General features: G+C 71.0%; 11 protein-coding genes and 1 pseudogene. 6 read left to right on the forward strand and 6 right to left on the reverse strand.

The genetic code is table 11. The features are described 5' to 3' along the window. Positions 1-94: 94 nt before the first annotated feature. Together AB0G10_RS13670 and AB0G10_RS13675 are read left to right on the forward strand one after the other, a co-directional pair. Positions 95-529 carry a hypothetical protein gene (locus AB0G10_RS13670; RefSeq protein WP_360919767.1) on the forward strand — a complete coding sequence of 145 codons (435 nt, stop codon included), beginning with the start codon at positions 95-97 and terminating at the stop codon, positions 527-529. A 93-nt stretch (positions 530-622) separates the two neighbouring features. Beyond that, positions 623-1,186, forward strand: coding sequence for a hypothetical protein (locus tag AB0G10_RS13675; RefSeq protein WP_360919770.1), 564 nt, complete (start codon positions 623-625; stop codon positions 1,184-1,186). A gap of 46 nt (positions 1,187-1,232) precedes the next feature. Here AB0G10_RS13675 and AB0G10_RS13680 read toward each other — a convergent pair whose 3' ends face one another. Then, positions 1,233-5,309 (reverse strand): hypothetical protein, encoded by a 4,077-nt coding sequence (locus tag AB0G10_RS13680; protein ID WP_360919773.1) that lies wholly within the window; start codon positions 5,307-5,309, stop codon positions 1,233-1,235. A gap of 331 nt (positions 5,310-5,640) precedes the next feature. Between AB0G10_RS13680 and AB0G10_RS13685 the strand changes: the two genes are divergently transcribed. Together AB0G10_RS13685 and AB0G10_RS13690 are read left to right on the forward strand one after the other, a co-directional pair. After that, the gene (locus AB0G10_RS13685; protein ID WP_360919776.1) at positions 5,641-7,965 is read left to right on the forward strand and encodes a ricin-type beta-trefoil lectin domain protein; all 2,325 of its coding nucleotides are present in this window, start codon (positions 5,641-5,643) and stop codon (positions 7,963-7,965) included. A 479-nt stretch (positions 7,966-8,444) separates the two neighbouring features. Then, complete coding sequence (locus AB0G10_RS13690; protein ID WP_360919779.1) at positions 8,445-8,831, forward strand: RidA family protein; 387 nt, start codon at positions 8,445-8,447, stop codon at positions 8,829-8,831. A 9-nt stretch (positions 8,832-8,840) separates the two neighbouring features. On the opposite strand, the gene AB0G10_RS13695 is transcribed toward AB0G10_RS13690, so the two are convergent. Further along, positions 8,841-9,236: a helix-turn-helix domain-containing protein gene (locus tag AB0G10_RS13695; RefSeq protein WP_360919782.1), complete on the reverse strand. Its 396-nt coding sequence runs from the start codon at positions 9,234-9,236 to the stop codon at positions 8,841-8,843. A 52-nt stretch (positions 9,237-9,288) separates the two neighbouring features. On the opposite strand from AB0G10_RS13695, the gene AB0G10_RS13700 reads away from it, so the two are divergent. After that, the gene (locus AB0G10_RS13700) at positions 9,289-10,011 is read left to right on the forward strand and encodes a hypothetical protein (RefSeq protein WP_360919784.1); all 723 of its coding nucleotides are present in this window, start codon (positions 9,289-9,291) and stop codon (positions 10,009-10,011) included. A gap of 280 nt (positions 10,012-10,291) precedes the next feature. On the opposite strand, the gene AB0G10_RS13705 is transcribed toward AB0G10_RS13700, so the two are convergent. The 4 genes and pseudogenes from AB0G10_RS13705 to AB0G10_RS13720 all read right to left on the reverse strand — a co-directional run bounded on the left by AB0G10_RS13705 (position 10,292) and on the right by AB0G10_RS13720 (position 13,807). Further along, complete coding sequence (locus tag AB0G10_RS13705; RefSeq protein WP_360919787.1) at positions 10,292-11,524, reverse strand: transposase; 1,233 nt, start codon at positions 11,522-11,524, stop codon at positions 10,292-10,294. Between the two features lie 145 nt (positions 11,525-11,669). Beyond that, positions 11,670-11,855 (reverse strand): annotated as a pseudogene (locus AB0G10_RS13710) (MerR family transcriptional regulator); the annotation flags it as partial. A 45-nt stretch (positions 11,856-11,900) separates the two neighbouring features. Continuing rightward, positions 11,901-12,938 carry a zinc-dependent alcohol dehydrogenase family protein gene (locus tag AB0G10_RS13715; protein WP_360919790.1) on the reverse strand — a complete coding sequence of 346 codons (1,038 nt, stop codon included), beginning with the start codon at positions 12,936-12,938 and terminating at the stop codon, positions 11,901-11,903. After that, on the reverse strand, positions 12,935-13,807 hold the full coding sequence (locus AB0G10_RS13720; RefSeq protein ID WP_360919793.1) for a universal stress protein: 873 nt from the start codon (positions 13,805-13,807) through the stop codon (positions 12,935-12,937). Before AB0G10_RS13720 ends, AB0G10_RS13715 begins: the two co-directional genes overlap by 4 nt. Before the next feature lie 99 nt (positions 13,808-13,906). Between AB0G10_RS13720 and AB0G10_RS13725 the strand changes: the two genes are divergently transcribed. Then, entirely contained in the window at positions 13,907-14,749 is an 843-nt protein-coding gene (locus AB0G10_RS13725; protein ID WP_360919796.1) for a universal stress protein, read from the forward strand.

A 14,749-nucleotide genomic window follows, 5' to 3' on the forward strand; every position in this document is an offset into this window, starting at 1 on the left:
GCCCGGTGCCGGCGGCGGCGCAGCGTCCGCAGGCATTCCGGGGCCACCACGGGGTCCGGCGGCGGCGTCCCGCGCGTCCCCTAGTGTGATCACCGTGCCGTGGGACGAGTACCGCCGAGACCGTCTCCGGGCCGGCATGTCGTATCCCGTGGGCCGGGACCTAGTCGAGCTCGCGCTGCGGGAGGCGGGCGCCGCGGTCGGCAGCCTCGCCTTCGTGGTGCCCACCGCCGGCCATCCGCGAGCGGGCGAGCCCCAGAACATCATCGAGATCTTCTGGTACGGCAGAGCCCGGGCCCGCCGCCTCGCGAACGCCTCCCTGCCACCGGCCGACGCCCTGCTCATGCGCGTCTGGGCGGTGAACTCCACCCACCGCCACGACGTCGCGGACCTGCTCCGCGACGCCCTCCCGGCGGCGTGCCGGTGGATCGCCGCCGCGCTGGCCCGCGACCCGGCCGGCGCCTGGTCCACCGCGGATCACGAGCTGACCGTGCGCTACGCGAACGCCGCTGTCACCATCCACGAGAGCTGACGCCGGCCCGGGCGCTCCCCACCCGTCTCCCCCGTCCTGGAGCCGGTGGTTCGCGGGGCAGTCGGTCCGGTGACGGTGCGGCATGATGACGGCATGGATCAGCAGTGGGTGGACCTCGCAGGAGAACTACGCGCTCTCGGCATGTGGGCAAGTCTTTCCGAGGAGCAGGCCGCGGCTGCGGAGCGGGCCGTCGCGAACGGCGACTACCCATTCGGCATCGACGATCCGCTGGAGGGCGTCGGCTGGTTCTTCGCGGACGGCGAGGAATTGGCCGAGGGGCAGATCAGAACCGTTCTCGCGAAGATCGAGCCGGCTCTGCGCGACCACGGGGTGGACGTCCGGCTCGAGGTGATCAACCACCCGTCCGTCGGCGACGATCAGGGCGACTACGTCGTCGCCATCAACGGCCGCCCCTGTGTCATGTGGTCGCAGGACGACTGGGTGACGCGGCGCGCGCGGTGGACGGCGACCGTGCGCCCGTTCGCGGTCATCAACGATCTGCTGGCCGAAGCCGGGGCGTCCGCGCGGCTCTTCACCCTGTACGCCGGCGCCGAGGACGCGATCGGCTGGCTGCTGGACCCGCGGATCGTCGCGGCGGTCGCCGACAGCGGCCTGATCAAGGAGAGTGAGATCCCGGCGCAGGCCACCCACGACTGATGTCGCCGAAGGGCCGCCGGAGTCGATCCGGCGGCCGATCAGCACGTCACACCGCGATCGGGTACAGGATCACCTTGATGTTCCACTGCTCGGCGTCCTTGAGCTTCTCCATGAGCACCGGGAAGTACTCCTGCGGCATGTCCTCGGGATACCCGAGCTTCAGCTCCCACTTCTTGACGTTCAGGCGCTTGGGGTACGTCGCCTTGAACCAGCCGTCGTCGTATTTCTGGGCGTTGCGCAGCGTGATGAGGTGGTCCTTGGCCTTGCTCGCGAACCGCGACGGGGTGTTGTAGCTCATCCGCCGCCAGTCGATGGTCTTGATGCTGGTCCCGGTCTTGGACACGTCGTCCCACTGGTCGATGTAGGGGAATCCCTCCTCGAGGTTGCCGCCGAGGGCGTCCTCGATGGTGAGACGATCCGGGTCGCTCCACTGCTTCGGCTGCAGACCGGGCACCTCCTGGCGCGAACCGTGCTCGATGCTGCCCTTGTTGGCGACGGAGTCGTCCAACTCCTGCCGCATCCGCTGGATCTCGTTCTTCGCCTTGAACATGCCGTCGGCGGTGAGCATGATGCCGCCGGTCGCGATGGCCGCTCCGCCGACCATCACACCGCAGGCGATGACGCCGGCGAGCACGGTGATCCCGCCGGCCGCGCTGACGCCGATGACCGCGCCGCAGGCCGCCGCTGTGCCGCTGGTGCCGAGTGCCACACCGCCGTAGATGGCCGCGGTGCCCGCGACGATCTCGAGGGCGTACTCGAGAAGTGCCTGAATCTCCTCGTGGTGGTCCTGGATGAAGTTCAGGAAGACCTCGGTGTTGGCCTCCACGGTGGCGAGCAGGTCGTCGATGGCCCGCTGGAGGTCACCGCCGCCGGGGGTGACCGCGGCCGCCCGGCTGAGCTTGAGCATGCCGTCCTTGAACGTCTGCGCGTCCACCCGCGCGGTCGCCTGGGCGGCGGCGTTCGCGGCCTCGTACTCGGCGTTCTGGATGACGGTCAGGGCGTCCTCGGCCTCGGCCGCGGCATGCTCGGCGTGATCTTCGGCCTCCCGCGCCTGAGCTTCCGCGTGGGTGGCGGCGTTGTCGGCGGTGGCGGCGTGGTCCTTCGCGCGGTCGGCCGCGGCCTGTGCGGCGTCGGCGTCGGCGGCGGCCCGGTCGGCGGCTGCCTTGGCGGCGGCGGCCTGGCGGGTGGCCTCGTTGGCGGCCGCGGTGGCGGCGCTCGCCGCGGCGGTGGCCTGGTCGGCGGTGGCGCGGGCGGTCCTGGCCTCGGCCTCGGCGGCGCTGGCGGCGCGGCCGGCGATGGCGGCGTCGGCGGCGGCCTGGTTGGCGGCGGCGCGGGCGGCCCGGGCGTCGGCCTGCGCGGCCCGGTCGGTGGCGTCGGCCTTGGCGGCAGCGGCGCGGGCGGCGGCGCCGTGCTGGGCGGCTTCGGCGGCGGACCGCTGCGCGGCGGCGGCGGACTTGGCGGCGTCGCTGGCCGCGACGCTGGCGCCGGCCGCCGCGGTGAAGGCGGGCCGGGTCTCGTCGCCGGCGGCCTGGGCCGCCCGGGCCGCGCGTTCGGCCTGGTCGGCGGCGTCGGCCGCGGCGGCGACGGCCAGGGTGACCTGGGTGTCACCGAGGTCCTGGGCGCGGTCGGCGACCAGGGTGGCGAACGCCGCGTCGATGTCGTAGGCGGCGAACGGGGCGGCCTGGCCGATGGCGGTGTTCGCCGGGTCGGCGATCGCGGCCGCGGTCTGCACGGTGGCGGCGGCGGCGCGGGTGGCGATGCCGGCCTGCAGTGCCGCGGTGGCCGCCTCGGACGCGGCGGCGTCGGCCTCGTCCCTGGTTCGCTGGGCGGCCATCATGGCCGCGCTCGCCTGGGTCAGCGCGTCCTGGGTGAGGGCGGCGGCGGTGCGGGCGGCTTCGGCGGCGCGGGTCTGCTGCGCGGTGGCCTGTGCCGCGGCGGCGTCGGCGCGCAGGGCTGCCGCGTGCGTGGCGGCCGCTTCGGCCTGCGCGGCGTCGGCGGCCTCCCCGGCCCGGGCCGCGGCGGCCTGGGCCGCGTCGGCGGCGGCACGGGATCGGCCGGCCGCGGCTTCCGCCTCGCTGGCGGCGGCACGGGCTTTGGCGGCGGCCGCGCGGGCCAGCCGGGCCGCTGCTCGGGCACGCGCGGCGGCGCCGTCGGCCGCGATGGCGGCCTTGCGGGCCGAGTTCGCGGCACTCTCGGCGGCGTCGGCGGCGTCCTGCGCGCGACCGTACGCAGCCGCGGCCTCGTTCGCTTGAGCGCGGGCCTGCTGGGCGGCGGCCTTGGCCCTGTCCTTCTCCGTTCCCGCGGAGAGGCTGGCGACGACAGCGTCGGCGTGCCGGGCCCGGGCCTCGGCGAACTGCTGGGTCTCGGCGGCCTGCCGGGCGGCGCGGGCCTTCTCGGTGGCGGTGCGGTCGCTGGCGGCGGCGGCCTCGTTGGCGCGGGTGGCGATGCCGTCCTGCTCCTGGGCCTTGCCGCTGGCGGTGGCGGCGGCGCTCTCCTCGCGCTGCGCGGCGATCCGCTTCTGCTGGGCGATCTGCGCCTGTGCGTCGGCCTCGGCCCGCTTCTGCGTGGCGATGTTGCGCTGCGCGACAGCGGTGGCCCGGTTCTGCTCGGCGATGGCGGCCTGCTGCTGGGCGATGGCGCGCTGGCGGGCGGCGTTGTCGCGTTCCCGCTCGGCGATCCTGCGTTGTTCCTCGGCGGTGTCGCGTTCGCGTTCGGCGGTGGCGCGGTGCTGTTTCACCTTGTCGGCGTGCGCGATGGCCTGGGCCAGAGCGGCCTCGGCGTCGGCGCGGGAGCGCTTGGCCCGGGCGGCGGCGTCGGCCGCCGCGGCGGCCTGGGCCTGGGCGGCCACGGCGATCGCCTTCGCGGTCTTCTCGTGCTGTTCGGCGGTGCTGCGCCACTGGACGGCGTTGGCGCGATGCTTCTCGGCCTTGTCGGCCGCGCCGGTGGCGGCGTCGTCGGCGACGATCGCGGTGACGGCGTGCTGCGCGGACACGGCGGCGGTCTGCGCGGCGGCGGCCGAGTTGCTCATCGCCTGGACCACGGTGACCCACTGGCTGCCGTAATCCAGGCCGGTGTCGATCAGCACCTGCGCCTGCACGGTGGCCTGCACGGAGGCGACGCGGGCCTGCTCGGCGAAGTCGCCGGCGTACCCGGTCTGCCGGGCCACCTCGGCGACGGCCAGGTCGAAGCCGCCCTTCTTCCCGCTGGCGGTGTTGGCGGTGAGGATCTGCTGCGCCTGCCGGGAGGCGTTGCCGGCGGCGGTCATCGCGTTGGCGGCACGCTGCAGCGCCCGTACCCCGTCGCTGTGGGCGATCATGATGAGCCGGCGCGCCTCGGAGGCGCGGGCGGCCCGCTGCGCCAGGTCGGTCAGCTGCTCGGCGGCCTTCTGCCGGGCGGCCAGGTCGGCGAGGTACGCCTCCTGGGCGTCGGCGTCCTTGCGGGCGGCGACCAGGTAGCCGGTGGCGAGGAACGCGGCGATGGCGGTGTCACCGGCGGCCAGCGCGGCGGCCGCCGCCTTCGCGACCTCGGTGCTCCCGGAGCCCGCCAGCATGGTGACGCGCTGGCGCAGGATGCGGCGGCGTTCGGCTTCGGCGACGCCGGCGGCGGCGTCGCGGGCCGCGGCCACATCCCTTCCGTACGCGAGGAACGCCTGCCGGTCGAGTGCGGTGCCCTTGAGCGCGCGCTGCACCGCGGCGTTGAACTCGGGTCCGCCGGTGCCGGCCAGCGCGGTGATCGTCTTGACGTTGGCCGCGTCGGCGGCGTTGCGCCGCTTCGTGGCCGCGGCCCGGGCGGCCGTGGCGCCGCCGTTGAGGAACGCCATGATGGCTTGGGAGGTGCCGGCCTGGAGCGCCTGCTGAGCGGCGGCCCGGACCTCCTCGTCGGCGTCCAGGCCGGCCATGTCGGCGACCAGGTCCCGCAGCCGGTTGTCGAGGACGACGCCGTCGTCGGGCTCGGGCTCGGTCTCCTGGACGAGTTGCTGGATCAGCGGTGTGAGCCCGGTCAGGTCGGCGGCCGGCGCGGCCTGGGCCGGCACGGACAGTCCGGCGACGGCGACCACGGGCACGACGAGCGCACTGAGCACCCTTGTCAGGGCAGCCTTGTTCGCTGCGGAACGAGTCCGCACACGCGTATTCAATTTGCACATCCCCCGTGTCAGTGCAAGTGCGAAACCGGCGTACGAAAAATCGATGCCGGTCTAATATGCCGACTTTTCTAACACGGGGCGCTCGGCCACCACCACCCCGCTCGGAAAACGCTTGCCGCCACCGAAAGACATCGAAGTAAATCTTTGACGAGGAGGCGCTTAGATCTTGACGTTGGTGTATTCGTGTGGTTACGGTTCGTCAGCCCGCGCCAGCAGAGGCTCCTCGGGGAGCGCCACGGGCGCGGTGACATGCGGCGACGTCGGATCTGCCGCCTTTTCACTGACAACGGGGACTGCTTTGAACACAGCCATGCGACGAACACGTGTCCTACGTGGACTCCTGACCGCGACCGCGGCAGCCGCTCTGGTGACGATGGTCACCGGACCCGCCCTCGCCGCTCCCTCGCCCGTCCCGGTGGCGCCCTCGGCGACGCCGGCGCCCGTGGCCGGCGCGAAGGCCAAGTCGGCGGCCACGACGGCCACCGTGACCTCCGGCGCGGCGGCCGCCGTCGCCGAGGACGACGGCCTGCCCACCGACGAGGCACAGAAGGTGCGCGCCGCCCGGGAGATCGGCATCGAGCCCGGTGAGGACTGGCTGAGCCAGTCCGACCGCAACTTCGTCTTCAAGATCTGGCAGAACTCGGCGACCTACCCGCTGATCCGCACGGCGGCCGAGCTGGCGCTGTCGGCGAGCGGCGACACCATCGACGCGGTCTGCAAGGAGTTCATCCTCAAGGGCATCTTCGACGCGAAGGTCGCCGACGACACCAAGAAGATCGCCGACGAGACCGCCGCCCGCCAGGCCCGTGACCTCAAGCGCGAGGCCTACGCCGCCGCGCGGATCACCGTCGACGCCAACGGCGAGATGCTGATCCTGCCCGAGCGCGACGTGGTCTACGAGATCTGGAAGCGGGCCGAGGGCGCCCGGGTCAAGGCCGCCGCGCTGGCCGCGTTCGACGGTGACGGCGCCGCCCACCACGAGTTCCTGGCCAACGGCGTGAAGACCGCGGCCGAGCAGGACGTGCAGGACGCCATCGAGGAGGCGAGGAAGAAGAGCGAGGAGGAGGCCGCCAAGGTCGCCCGGGCGGGCCGGATGACCGCGGCCGCGGCCGTGCTCGGTATCCTTGCCGACGCCGGCAAGCTGGCGATGTCCGACGACAACTTCGTGCGCTGGATCTGGGAGCAGGTCGACACCGACCCGCGCCGCATCGAGATCCGTGCCGCCGCGGAGAAGGCGCTGCGCAGCAGCGACCCGGCCGTCTGGTGGAACTTCATCGACTCCGAGATCCACGCCGCGAACGGCAGGGACCGCGACCGGTTGCTCGCCGAGCGCGCCGCCGCCGACCGGCAGGCCGTGCAGAGCCTGCGTACCAAGGCCACGGCCGACGGCAACGACAACCTGGTCACCGCCGCCACCCACGCCCTGCTGCGCAACGCCGACGGGGTCAGCGACTTCCTGCTGCTTGGGCAGTACCAGGTGGCGCCGGACGCCGCGAACCGCCCGGCCGGCGGCAAGCCGTGGCAGTGGACGAACGTGAGCTCCGGCAAGTGCCTCGCCGCCCAGGGTGACGCGTTCGCCAACGGCACGGCGCTCGTGCAGACCACCTGCGCCAGCACCAGCAAGCAGCGCTGGGTCGCGATGCGCGTCTACAACACCGGCGGCAGCTACCGGATCCTCAGCGCCTACGACCGCACCAAGTGCGTCGGGGTCTCCGAGGTCAGCGCCGGCGGAAGCAACAAGTTCACCCTGCGTACCTGTGACAGCAGCACCGAGCAGCGGTTCTACTACACTAAGCAGGGCGACAACTTCGTCTGGGTCAGCGAGCTCAACAACCGGGCCCTCACCATCGCGAACACCGTCGGGGCGACCGCCACGGCCGAGGCCGTGACCAACGGCACCACCCAGCAGTTCTACCCCACCAACACCGAGCTGCTCGCCGGCCAGGAGCTCTCCGAGGCGAAGGTGCTGCAGTCCTACTTCGGCCACAACCTGCGGCTGCAGGGCGACGGCAACGTGGTGGTCTCGAAGGGCCCGAAGGCCGTCTGGGCCACCGACAAGTTCGGCGCCCGCCTCGCCAACCAGCGCGACGGCAACCTGGTGCTCTACAAGGCCGACGGCACGCCGATCTGGTCGTCCAACACCTACGGCCAGGGCCCCAGCACCCTGCGGATGCAGACCGACGGCAACGTCGTGCTCTACCGCAACGACAACAACAAGCCGATCTGGTCGTCCGGCCTCTGGGACGTCGCGATCGTGGCGAGCCTGCACAACAAGTGCGTGACCGTCCCGGGCGGCAACTTCACCTCCGGCACCCAGCTGACGATGCAGACCTGCGACAAGAGCCCGTCGCAGCAGTGGATGGCCAAGGGCAACACCTTCATCAGCATGAACAACCTGTGCATCGACCTGAAGGGCACCGGCAAGACCGACGGCACGGCCGTGCAGGCCTACACCTGCAACGGAACCGCCGCGCAGAATTTCGTCGCCTACACCGACGACAGCCTGCGCGTCCCGGCCGTCGGCAAGTGCCTCGACATTCCGCAAAGCAACAAGGCCGACGGCGTGAAGTTGCAGATCTGGACGTGCAACAACACCGTCGCCCAGAAGTGGACCACGCAGCAGACGTACAATTAATAAGGTTCTAAAATGATCGGCCGCCGCGCGATTTCCCTCGTGCGGCGGCCGTTTCCCTCGGCCCGGAAAACGTGCAGGTGAACGCCGCCGGGATCGAATCCGCCGAAGCCGGACAGGGCGTTTCAAGGCCTCGTCGGACAGGGCTCCTCGTCCTCCCCGACTGCGAAGCAGAGCCGATCCACCGTCGAGTGCATGCCGTGCATGATGATCCGCCGGCCGCGGCGAGGAAGCGGGCGGCTGTTGCCTCGACTGCTGCTTCCTGGAACGGAACCGCCGGGTCGAAGAACTGCGGTTGTTGTGGATCCCACTGCCCGGGTTGCATGCCGCCTCCCCATCTCGGTTCTCCGATGGTAGAGGGGACGGCTCCGCTGGGCGGTCACCAAAAGGTGACCCGGTCACCGGAAAGTGCGTTCTTCCCAGGTCAGCTCCGGTCTCTTACGGTTTCCCGGTAACCGGAAGAGAGCACGGAGGTAAGTGTCATGGCGGTAACCCTGGTGAACCCGAGCGGGCTGCCGGAGATCCCGATCTACCGGCAGGTGTCGGTGGCGACCGGCTCGAAGCTCATCCACGTGGCGGGCCAGGTCGCCTGGGACGGCGGCGACCTCGCCACCCAGGTCGAACAGTGCTATCTCAACGTGGGCACCGCCCTGGAGGGTGTCGGCGCCACCTTCGCCGACGTGGTGAAGCTGACCATGCACGTGGTCGATTGGCAGCCCGAGAAGATGGCCCAAGTCCTGGACGGGATCAGCCGCGCCGCGGTGAAGCTCGGCATCACCCCGGCCGCGCCGGCGTCGCTGTTCGGCATTGTGGCGCTGGACGTGCCGGAGCATCTGGTCGAACTGGAGGCCGTCGCCGTCCTGGACTAGCCGGCCGTACTATTCTGCCGCCGGGTCCCGGAACCGCCGGCGGGACGCCTCGATGTGGCCGAGGTGCCGCTGCGTCCAGCCGCACATGCCGTCGACCACCTGGCGCAACCCCTCCCCCGCGTCGGTGAGGGTGTACTCGACACGTGGCGGGATGGTGGGGTGGACGGTCCGCTCCACCAACCCGTTGCGTTCGAGCATCCGCAGATTCTGGGTGAGCATCTTGTGGCTGATGCCGCCGATCTCGTCGCGCAGTTCGCTGAAGCGCAAGGTGCCCTGCCCCAGGAACTCGATGATCAGGAAGGCCCACTTGTTGGCGACGTCGGAGAAGATCTCCCGGGCCAGGGAGTCGGCTCTCGCCAGGTCGGCTTCCGGGGGAAGCGCGCTGATCTGTTGGCGGGTGCCCATGGAGTGGTCTCCTTCAGTTCCTCAGTAACCGGAAGAGAGTATCGTCAGCCGCGTGAGTCGGCGGGCGCAAATTGAAGGAGCCGTCGATGCCCTTTACGACGCCTTCGCCGGATACCCGCTGCGGGACTGGACCGATCCGTGCCCGCACTGCCACACCGCCGATGACGAGCGGGTGCTGCGGCGCGCGCCGCTGCGCGAACTGACCGCGGACGATCTGCCTCGCTACACGATGGATGCGATGACGGTGTGGGGTGACGTCGGCGACTTCAAGCACTTCCTCCCGCGCATCATGGAGATCGCGGTCGGTGAGGGATTCGGCTGGCCCGACGTCGAGATCGTCTACGGGCGCATCGCCTATGGTTTCTGGACGAGTTGGCCGGCCGCCGAGCAAACCGCGATCCGGCGGCTGGTGATGGCGCACTGGCATGCCGTACTGGCCGCGGACGTGGATCTGTTCGAGTGCGACACGGTGCTGACCTGCATCATGCTGATCGAGGACGACCTGACGCCGTACCTGAGGTATTGGGAGCAGTCCGATGACCCCGTGCCCCTGCTCAATCTGGCTGAGTACGCCGCGCAGGTGGGCCGCATCCGCGCCGGCGAACGCCAGTGGAACGCCTATCTCGACGGTTCAAAAGGGCCCGCGCAGGTGCTGGCCTGGCTCGGCAGCGATGACCTCACCGAACGGCTGACCGCGCGCCGCGGCACCCCGCCGGTGCGGTCCGCGCTGGAGCAGGTGCTGCGGGCGATCCACTCCGCGGACCGGCGGCGGTGAGCCGGCGCTATCGCGGCACGCCGCTGCGAGCCGGTCGCAGATGGTCCACGTCGTGGTCTCGCCGCCGACCGCCGTGGCCGTGCAGCCGGTTCCGCCGACGAGCACGCCGAGCAGCATCAAGTGCGGAAGAGCGAGGAGCCACCACTTGATGAGTACGAGGCCACGCGACAGCCGTTCCGGATAGGCGATGTCGAGCGTCGCCGGATGGTCGGGCTCCGCCGCGAGCCGGAACGGCGGATACCGATCGGTGGCCAGCGCGCTTTGACATCCTCTCCGTCCTTCAAAGGACGGAGATTCCCTCCACGCTGCGCGTGGACCGCGCGGCGTCCGGGTGGGTTACCGCTTCAACGCGCTGTGCCGGGACGAGTCCCGGTCTTATCTGCGCTCCACGGTCGTTTCGGCTCTCCGCCTGCCCGACGGCGAGCACATTCTTAGCCGCGTTCACGTCCCGGTCGTGGACTACCCCGCAAGGGCAGTCCCACGACCGGACGTCAAGTGCCATCTTGGCAGCTATTCGGCCACATGCCGAGCACATCCGGGTGGACGGGAAGAACCGATCGACCCGGGCGAAGGTGCGCCCGTACCGGACGGCCTTGTACTCCAGCATGGCGGTGAAGCTGGCCCAGCCCGCGTCGTGCACAGACTTGGCGAGCCGGGTCCGGCCGAGACCGGCGACGCACAGGTCCTCGACGTACACCGCTTGGTTCTCGCGGATGATCGTCGTGGACAGCTTGTGCTGCCAGTCCCGCCGGGTATCGGCCACCTTGGCATGCGCCTTGGCGACCTCTGTCACCGCTTTCTTGCGGTTGTTGCTGCCCCGCTGCTTGCGGGACAGGGCCTGCTGCAGCCGCTTGAGCTTGCGGGCGGCACGGCGCAGGAACTTCGGCGCGGTCACCTTCATACCGTCCGACAGCACGGCAAAATGGGTCAGTCCCAGATCTATACCGACTTCCGAGTCCAGCTCGGGAAGCGGTTCGCCGGTGGTCGTGACCACGAACGAGACGAAGTACCGCCCGGCCGCGTCCTTGATGATCGTCACTGACGACGGCTCGGACGGTAGGGCGCGTGACCAGCGGACCGGCAGGTCGCCGATCTTCGGCAGCCGCAGACAGCCGTTGTCGAGGACCTTGAACCTGCTGTTCTTGGTGAACCGGATCGCCTGCCGGTTGTCCTTGCGCGACCGGAATCGCGGCGGTGCCACCTTGCGGCCCTTACGCTTACCGGAGATCGAGGCGAAAAAGTTGCGGTATGCGGTGTTCAGATCCGCCAGAGCCTGCTGGAGCACGACCGCCGACACCTCACCCAGCCACGCCCGTTCCGGGGTCAGTTTCGCCTCGGTGATCAGACGCCGGGACAGCTCCCCGTCGCAGATGTACTCCTCCCCCGCCTCGCGGGCCTGCCGGCGCAGACGCAGCCCATCGTTGAACACCACCCGCGCGCACCCGAACGCCCTGGCCAGCGCGATCTGCTGACCGGGCGTCGGATAGACGCGGAACTGGTAACGCAGCTGCACGACAAGCACTGTGCCATGGGGGTATGACAAGAACCGACCGCATCCGGGCTGGCAGGCACTGAGTGCTCGCGATGATGGCCTCGACGGTGGCGGTGAGATCCGCCTGGGCGGTCCGCTGGTCCGGGCCCTCGCCGAGGATGTCGACGATGCGCGCGAGCGGCACCCCCGCCTGTGCCAGCCATCGGACGCGGATCAGCCGGGCCACGTGGCTCAGGTCGTAGTCACGCCGCCCGTGCCTGGCCGCCGGGATCGGGACCAGGCCGAGGCGGTGGTAGTGGCGGATGGTGCGGACCGTGGTCCCGGCAAGCTCGGCCAGCTCCTTGACCTGCATACCGCCAGTGTGGACCGTGATGTTACGTCGCAGTCAACGCCGAACTCACCGGGTCAACAGCACCTTGAGCGCGCCGGTGCGTGCCGGGTCGGCGAAGACGTCGTAGGCGCGCATGATCTCGTCGAGCGGCAGCCGGTGGGTCACCAGGGCGGAGACGTCGAGTTGTCCGGCGACGAGCATGTCGAGCAGATCCGGGGTGGAGTAGGTGTCCACCAGTCCCGTGGTGATGGTCAGGTTGCGAATCCACAGCTCTTCCAGGTGCAGGGTGGCCGGTTTGCCGTGTACGCCGATGTTGGCGACGCGACCGCCGGGACGCACCATCGAGGTGCACAGCTCGAAGGTCTGCGGCAGGCCGACGGCTTCCATCACGACGTCGGCGCCGAGGCCGTCGGTGAGCGCCCGGATCGTGCCGAGCGCCACGCGCTCGGGGGTGAGAGTGACGTCGGCGCCCAGATTCTTGGCGGCCTGCAGCCGGCTCTCGGCCTTGTCGATCGCGACGATGTGCGCGGGCGAGAACAGCCTCGCGGTGAGGATCGCGGCGAGGCCGATCGGGCCGGCACCGACCACCACGACGGTGTCGCCGGGACGCACGCCGCCGTTGAGGACGCCGACCTCGTAGGCGGTGGGCAGGATGTCGGCGAGCATGACCGCCTGCTCGCTGCTCACCCGCGGCGGAAGCCGGTAGGTGGACAGGTCGGCGAACGGGATGCGCGCGTACTCGGCCTGCACGCCGTTGACGGTGTGGCCGAGGATCCATCCGCCGCCGGCGCGGCATTGACCGTAGGCGCTCTCCCGGCAGAAGCGGCAGCTGCCGCAGGCCGAGATGCAGGAGGCCAGCACCCGGTCGCCGACGCTCAGGCCGGTGACGGCGGCGCCGATCTCCACGACGGTGCCGACGGCCTCGTGGCCGAGCACCCGGCCGGGTTCGACCTCGGGCACGTCACCGCCGAGGATGTGCAGGTCGGTGCCGCAGATCGTGGCGGCGTCGACGCGGATGACCGCGTCCCGCGGGTCACGCACCGTGGCGTCGGGGATGTCGGTCCAGCTGCGGTGGCCCGAGCCGCCGTAGACGAGTCCTTTCACTGTTGCCTCCTTCGTCGTTGAAGGGTTGCCGGGGACGCCGATTGCGGCCATCCGGGTGGGACGAGCAGCACGGGGCACTGCCGGTGGGTGCCGGAGACGGCCCCGCCGAGGACGTAGAGCGTCTCGACGAACCAGCCTTTGTCGCCACGCCCGCCGACCAGCAGGCGTGCTCGGCGCGATGCTCGTTCCGCCGTGTACGCGATATCGGCCTCGGTGATGAGCAGGTGCTGCACCGCGACGTCCGGCCAGAGTGCCTGCCAGCCGCTGAGCGACGAGGTGAGCGAACGGTTGGTCGCCCGGCGGTCGGCGTCGGAGGCGCAGACGTGGGTGGCGACCAGCGGCGAACCGGTGCGCGCGGCTGCTTCGAAGGCGCAGCCCGCGGTGGGACTGCGCCGCCCGGAGGCGGCCAGCACGACCGGGCCGCGCTGGATCGCCGGCCCGCGGCAGACCAGCAGCGGGCAGGCACTGTGGTGCGCCAGGTACGCCGCGGTCGATCCCCAGCCGTGACCCAGTGCGACCTCGTCGCGGTGGCGGATCACGAGCAGGCAGGCCTGCATGGATTGGCGTAGCAGAGCCTCGGCGGCGTTCTCGTCCGCCAGTTCGGTGTGCAGCGGCAGGTCGGGATGCTGGGTACGGATGCGGCGGGCGGCCAGGTCGAGCAGGTGGTGGCCGTCGTCCGGATCGGGGCGCATCATGCGATGTCGCTGCGACTCACCGTGCCGCCCCGGCCATGCGTGCACAACCGTCAGCGGCACCTGTCGATGCGCTGCTTCGGCGGCGGCGACATCCACGATATCCAGTCCGGCCGGCACTCCATCGACGCCGACCACGACGGGCAGCTTCTCCTCTACCGACACGACACTGTACATGACTTCACGCTAGGTGACCGAACAGTCACGACAGCAGGGCCATTGGACCCTGTCTGCGGCCCTTCGACGGGCGTGCCATGGGAGGAGGAGGTCCACACCATGAACAAGAAGATCATCGTCGGGTACGACGGATCGTCGGCCTCCCACGCCGCGATGACGTGGGCGCTGGACGAGGCAACCCGCACCGCGAACCCCGTGGAACTCGTCTACGTCGACGAGTACCCGATCTGGCAACCCGCGGCGAGCATGGTCCCGTCGCCGGGCGGGCGCCCGCAGTCCTACACCGGTGAGGTCATCGAGCCGATGCTCGAGCGAGCGGCCACCGCGGCGGCGCAGAGTCACCCGCTCGTGACCGTGACGACCGCGATCGTGCCGGCCTATGTCGTCCCCGCCCTGGTGGAACGCTCCGCCCGGGCATCCCTGGTGGTGCTCGGCGGCGACGGGCGCGCCGCCGCCGCGGTCAGCGGTCGCGCCCACTGCCCGGTCGTGGTGGTGCGCGGCGAACCGGCAGCGGCCGGGCCGGTGGTGGCCGGCGTCGACGACTCCGCGGTGGCCGCCGAGGTGCTCGCCTTCGCCGCCGAGCAGGCCGCGGCCCTCAAGGCGCCGCTGCACATCATCCGGGCGTGGAAGCCCGTTACCGGGCTGTGGGAGCAGTCCGCGATGGACGCCCACACGGTGACCGCCGCCGAACGCGAGCCGTTCGACACCATGGTCACGCTGATCCGCGACACCTACCCCGACCTCGAGGTCGAAGCCGAGGCGCTGGTGGAGAGCCCCGCCCGGGCGCTGACGCATGCCGGGGCGACGGCGCAACTCCTGGTCGTCGGCGCGCGCCGGCGAGGACCGCTGCGGGGCGCGCTGGCCGGTTCGGTAAGCCGGCACCTGCTGCGCCACGCCGGCTGCCCGGTCGCCGTGGTGCCCGACCGCATCGGACGGATCTAA

This window comes from Actinoplanes sp. NPDC023714, assembly GCF_040639855.1.
Taxonomy (GTDB): domain Bacteria; phylum Actinomycetota; class Actinomycetes; order Mycobacteriales; family Micromonosporaceae; genus Actinoplanes.

Coding starts and splice junctions, on each gene's coding strand:
- AB0G10_RS13675 (WP_360919770.1), top strand. CDS start 623: ATGGATCAGCAGTGGGTGGACCTCGCAGGAGAACTACGCGCTCTCGGC.
- AB0G10_RS13685 (WP_360919776.1), top strand. CDS start 5,641: ATGCGACGAACACGTGTCCTACGTGGACTCCTGACCGCGACCGCGGCA.
- AB0G10_RS13690 (WP_360919779.1), top strand. CDS start 8,445: ATGGCGGTAACCCTGGTGAACCCGAGCGGGCTGCCGGAGATCCCGATC.
- AB0G10_RS13695 (WP_360919782.1), bottom strand. CDS start 9,236: ATGGGCACCCGCCAACAGATCAGCGCGCTTCCCCCGGAAGCCGACCTG.
- AB0G10_RS13720 (WP_360919793.1), bottom strand. CDS start 13,807: ATGTACAGTGTCGTGTCGGTAGAGGAGAAGCTGCCCGTCGTGGTCGGC.
- AB0G10_RS13725 (WP_360919796.1), top strand. CDS start 13,907: ATGAACAAGAAGATCATCGTCGGGTACGACGGATCGTCGGCCTCCCAC.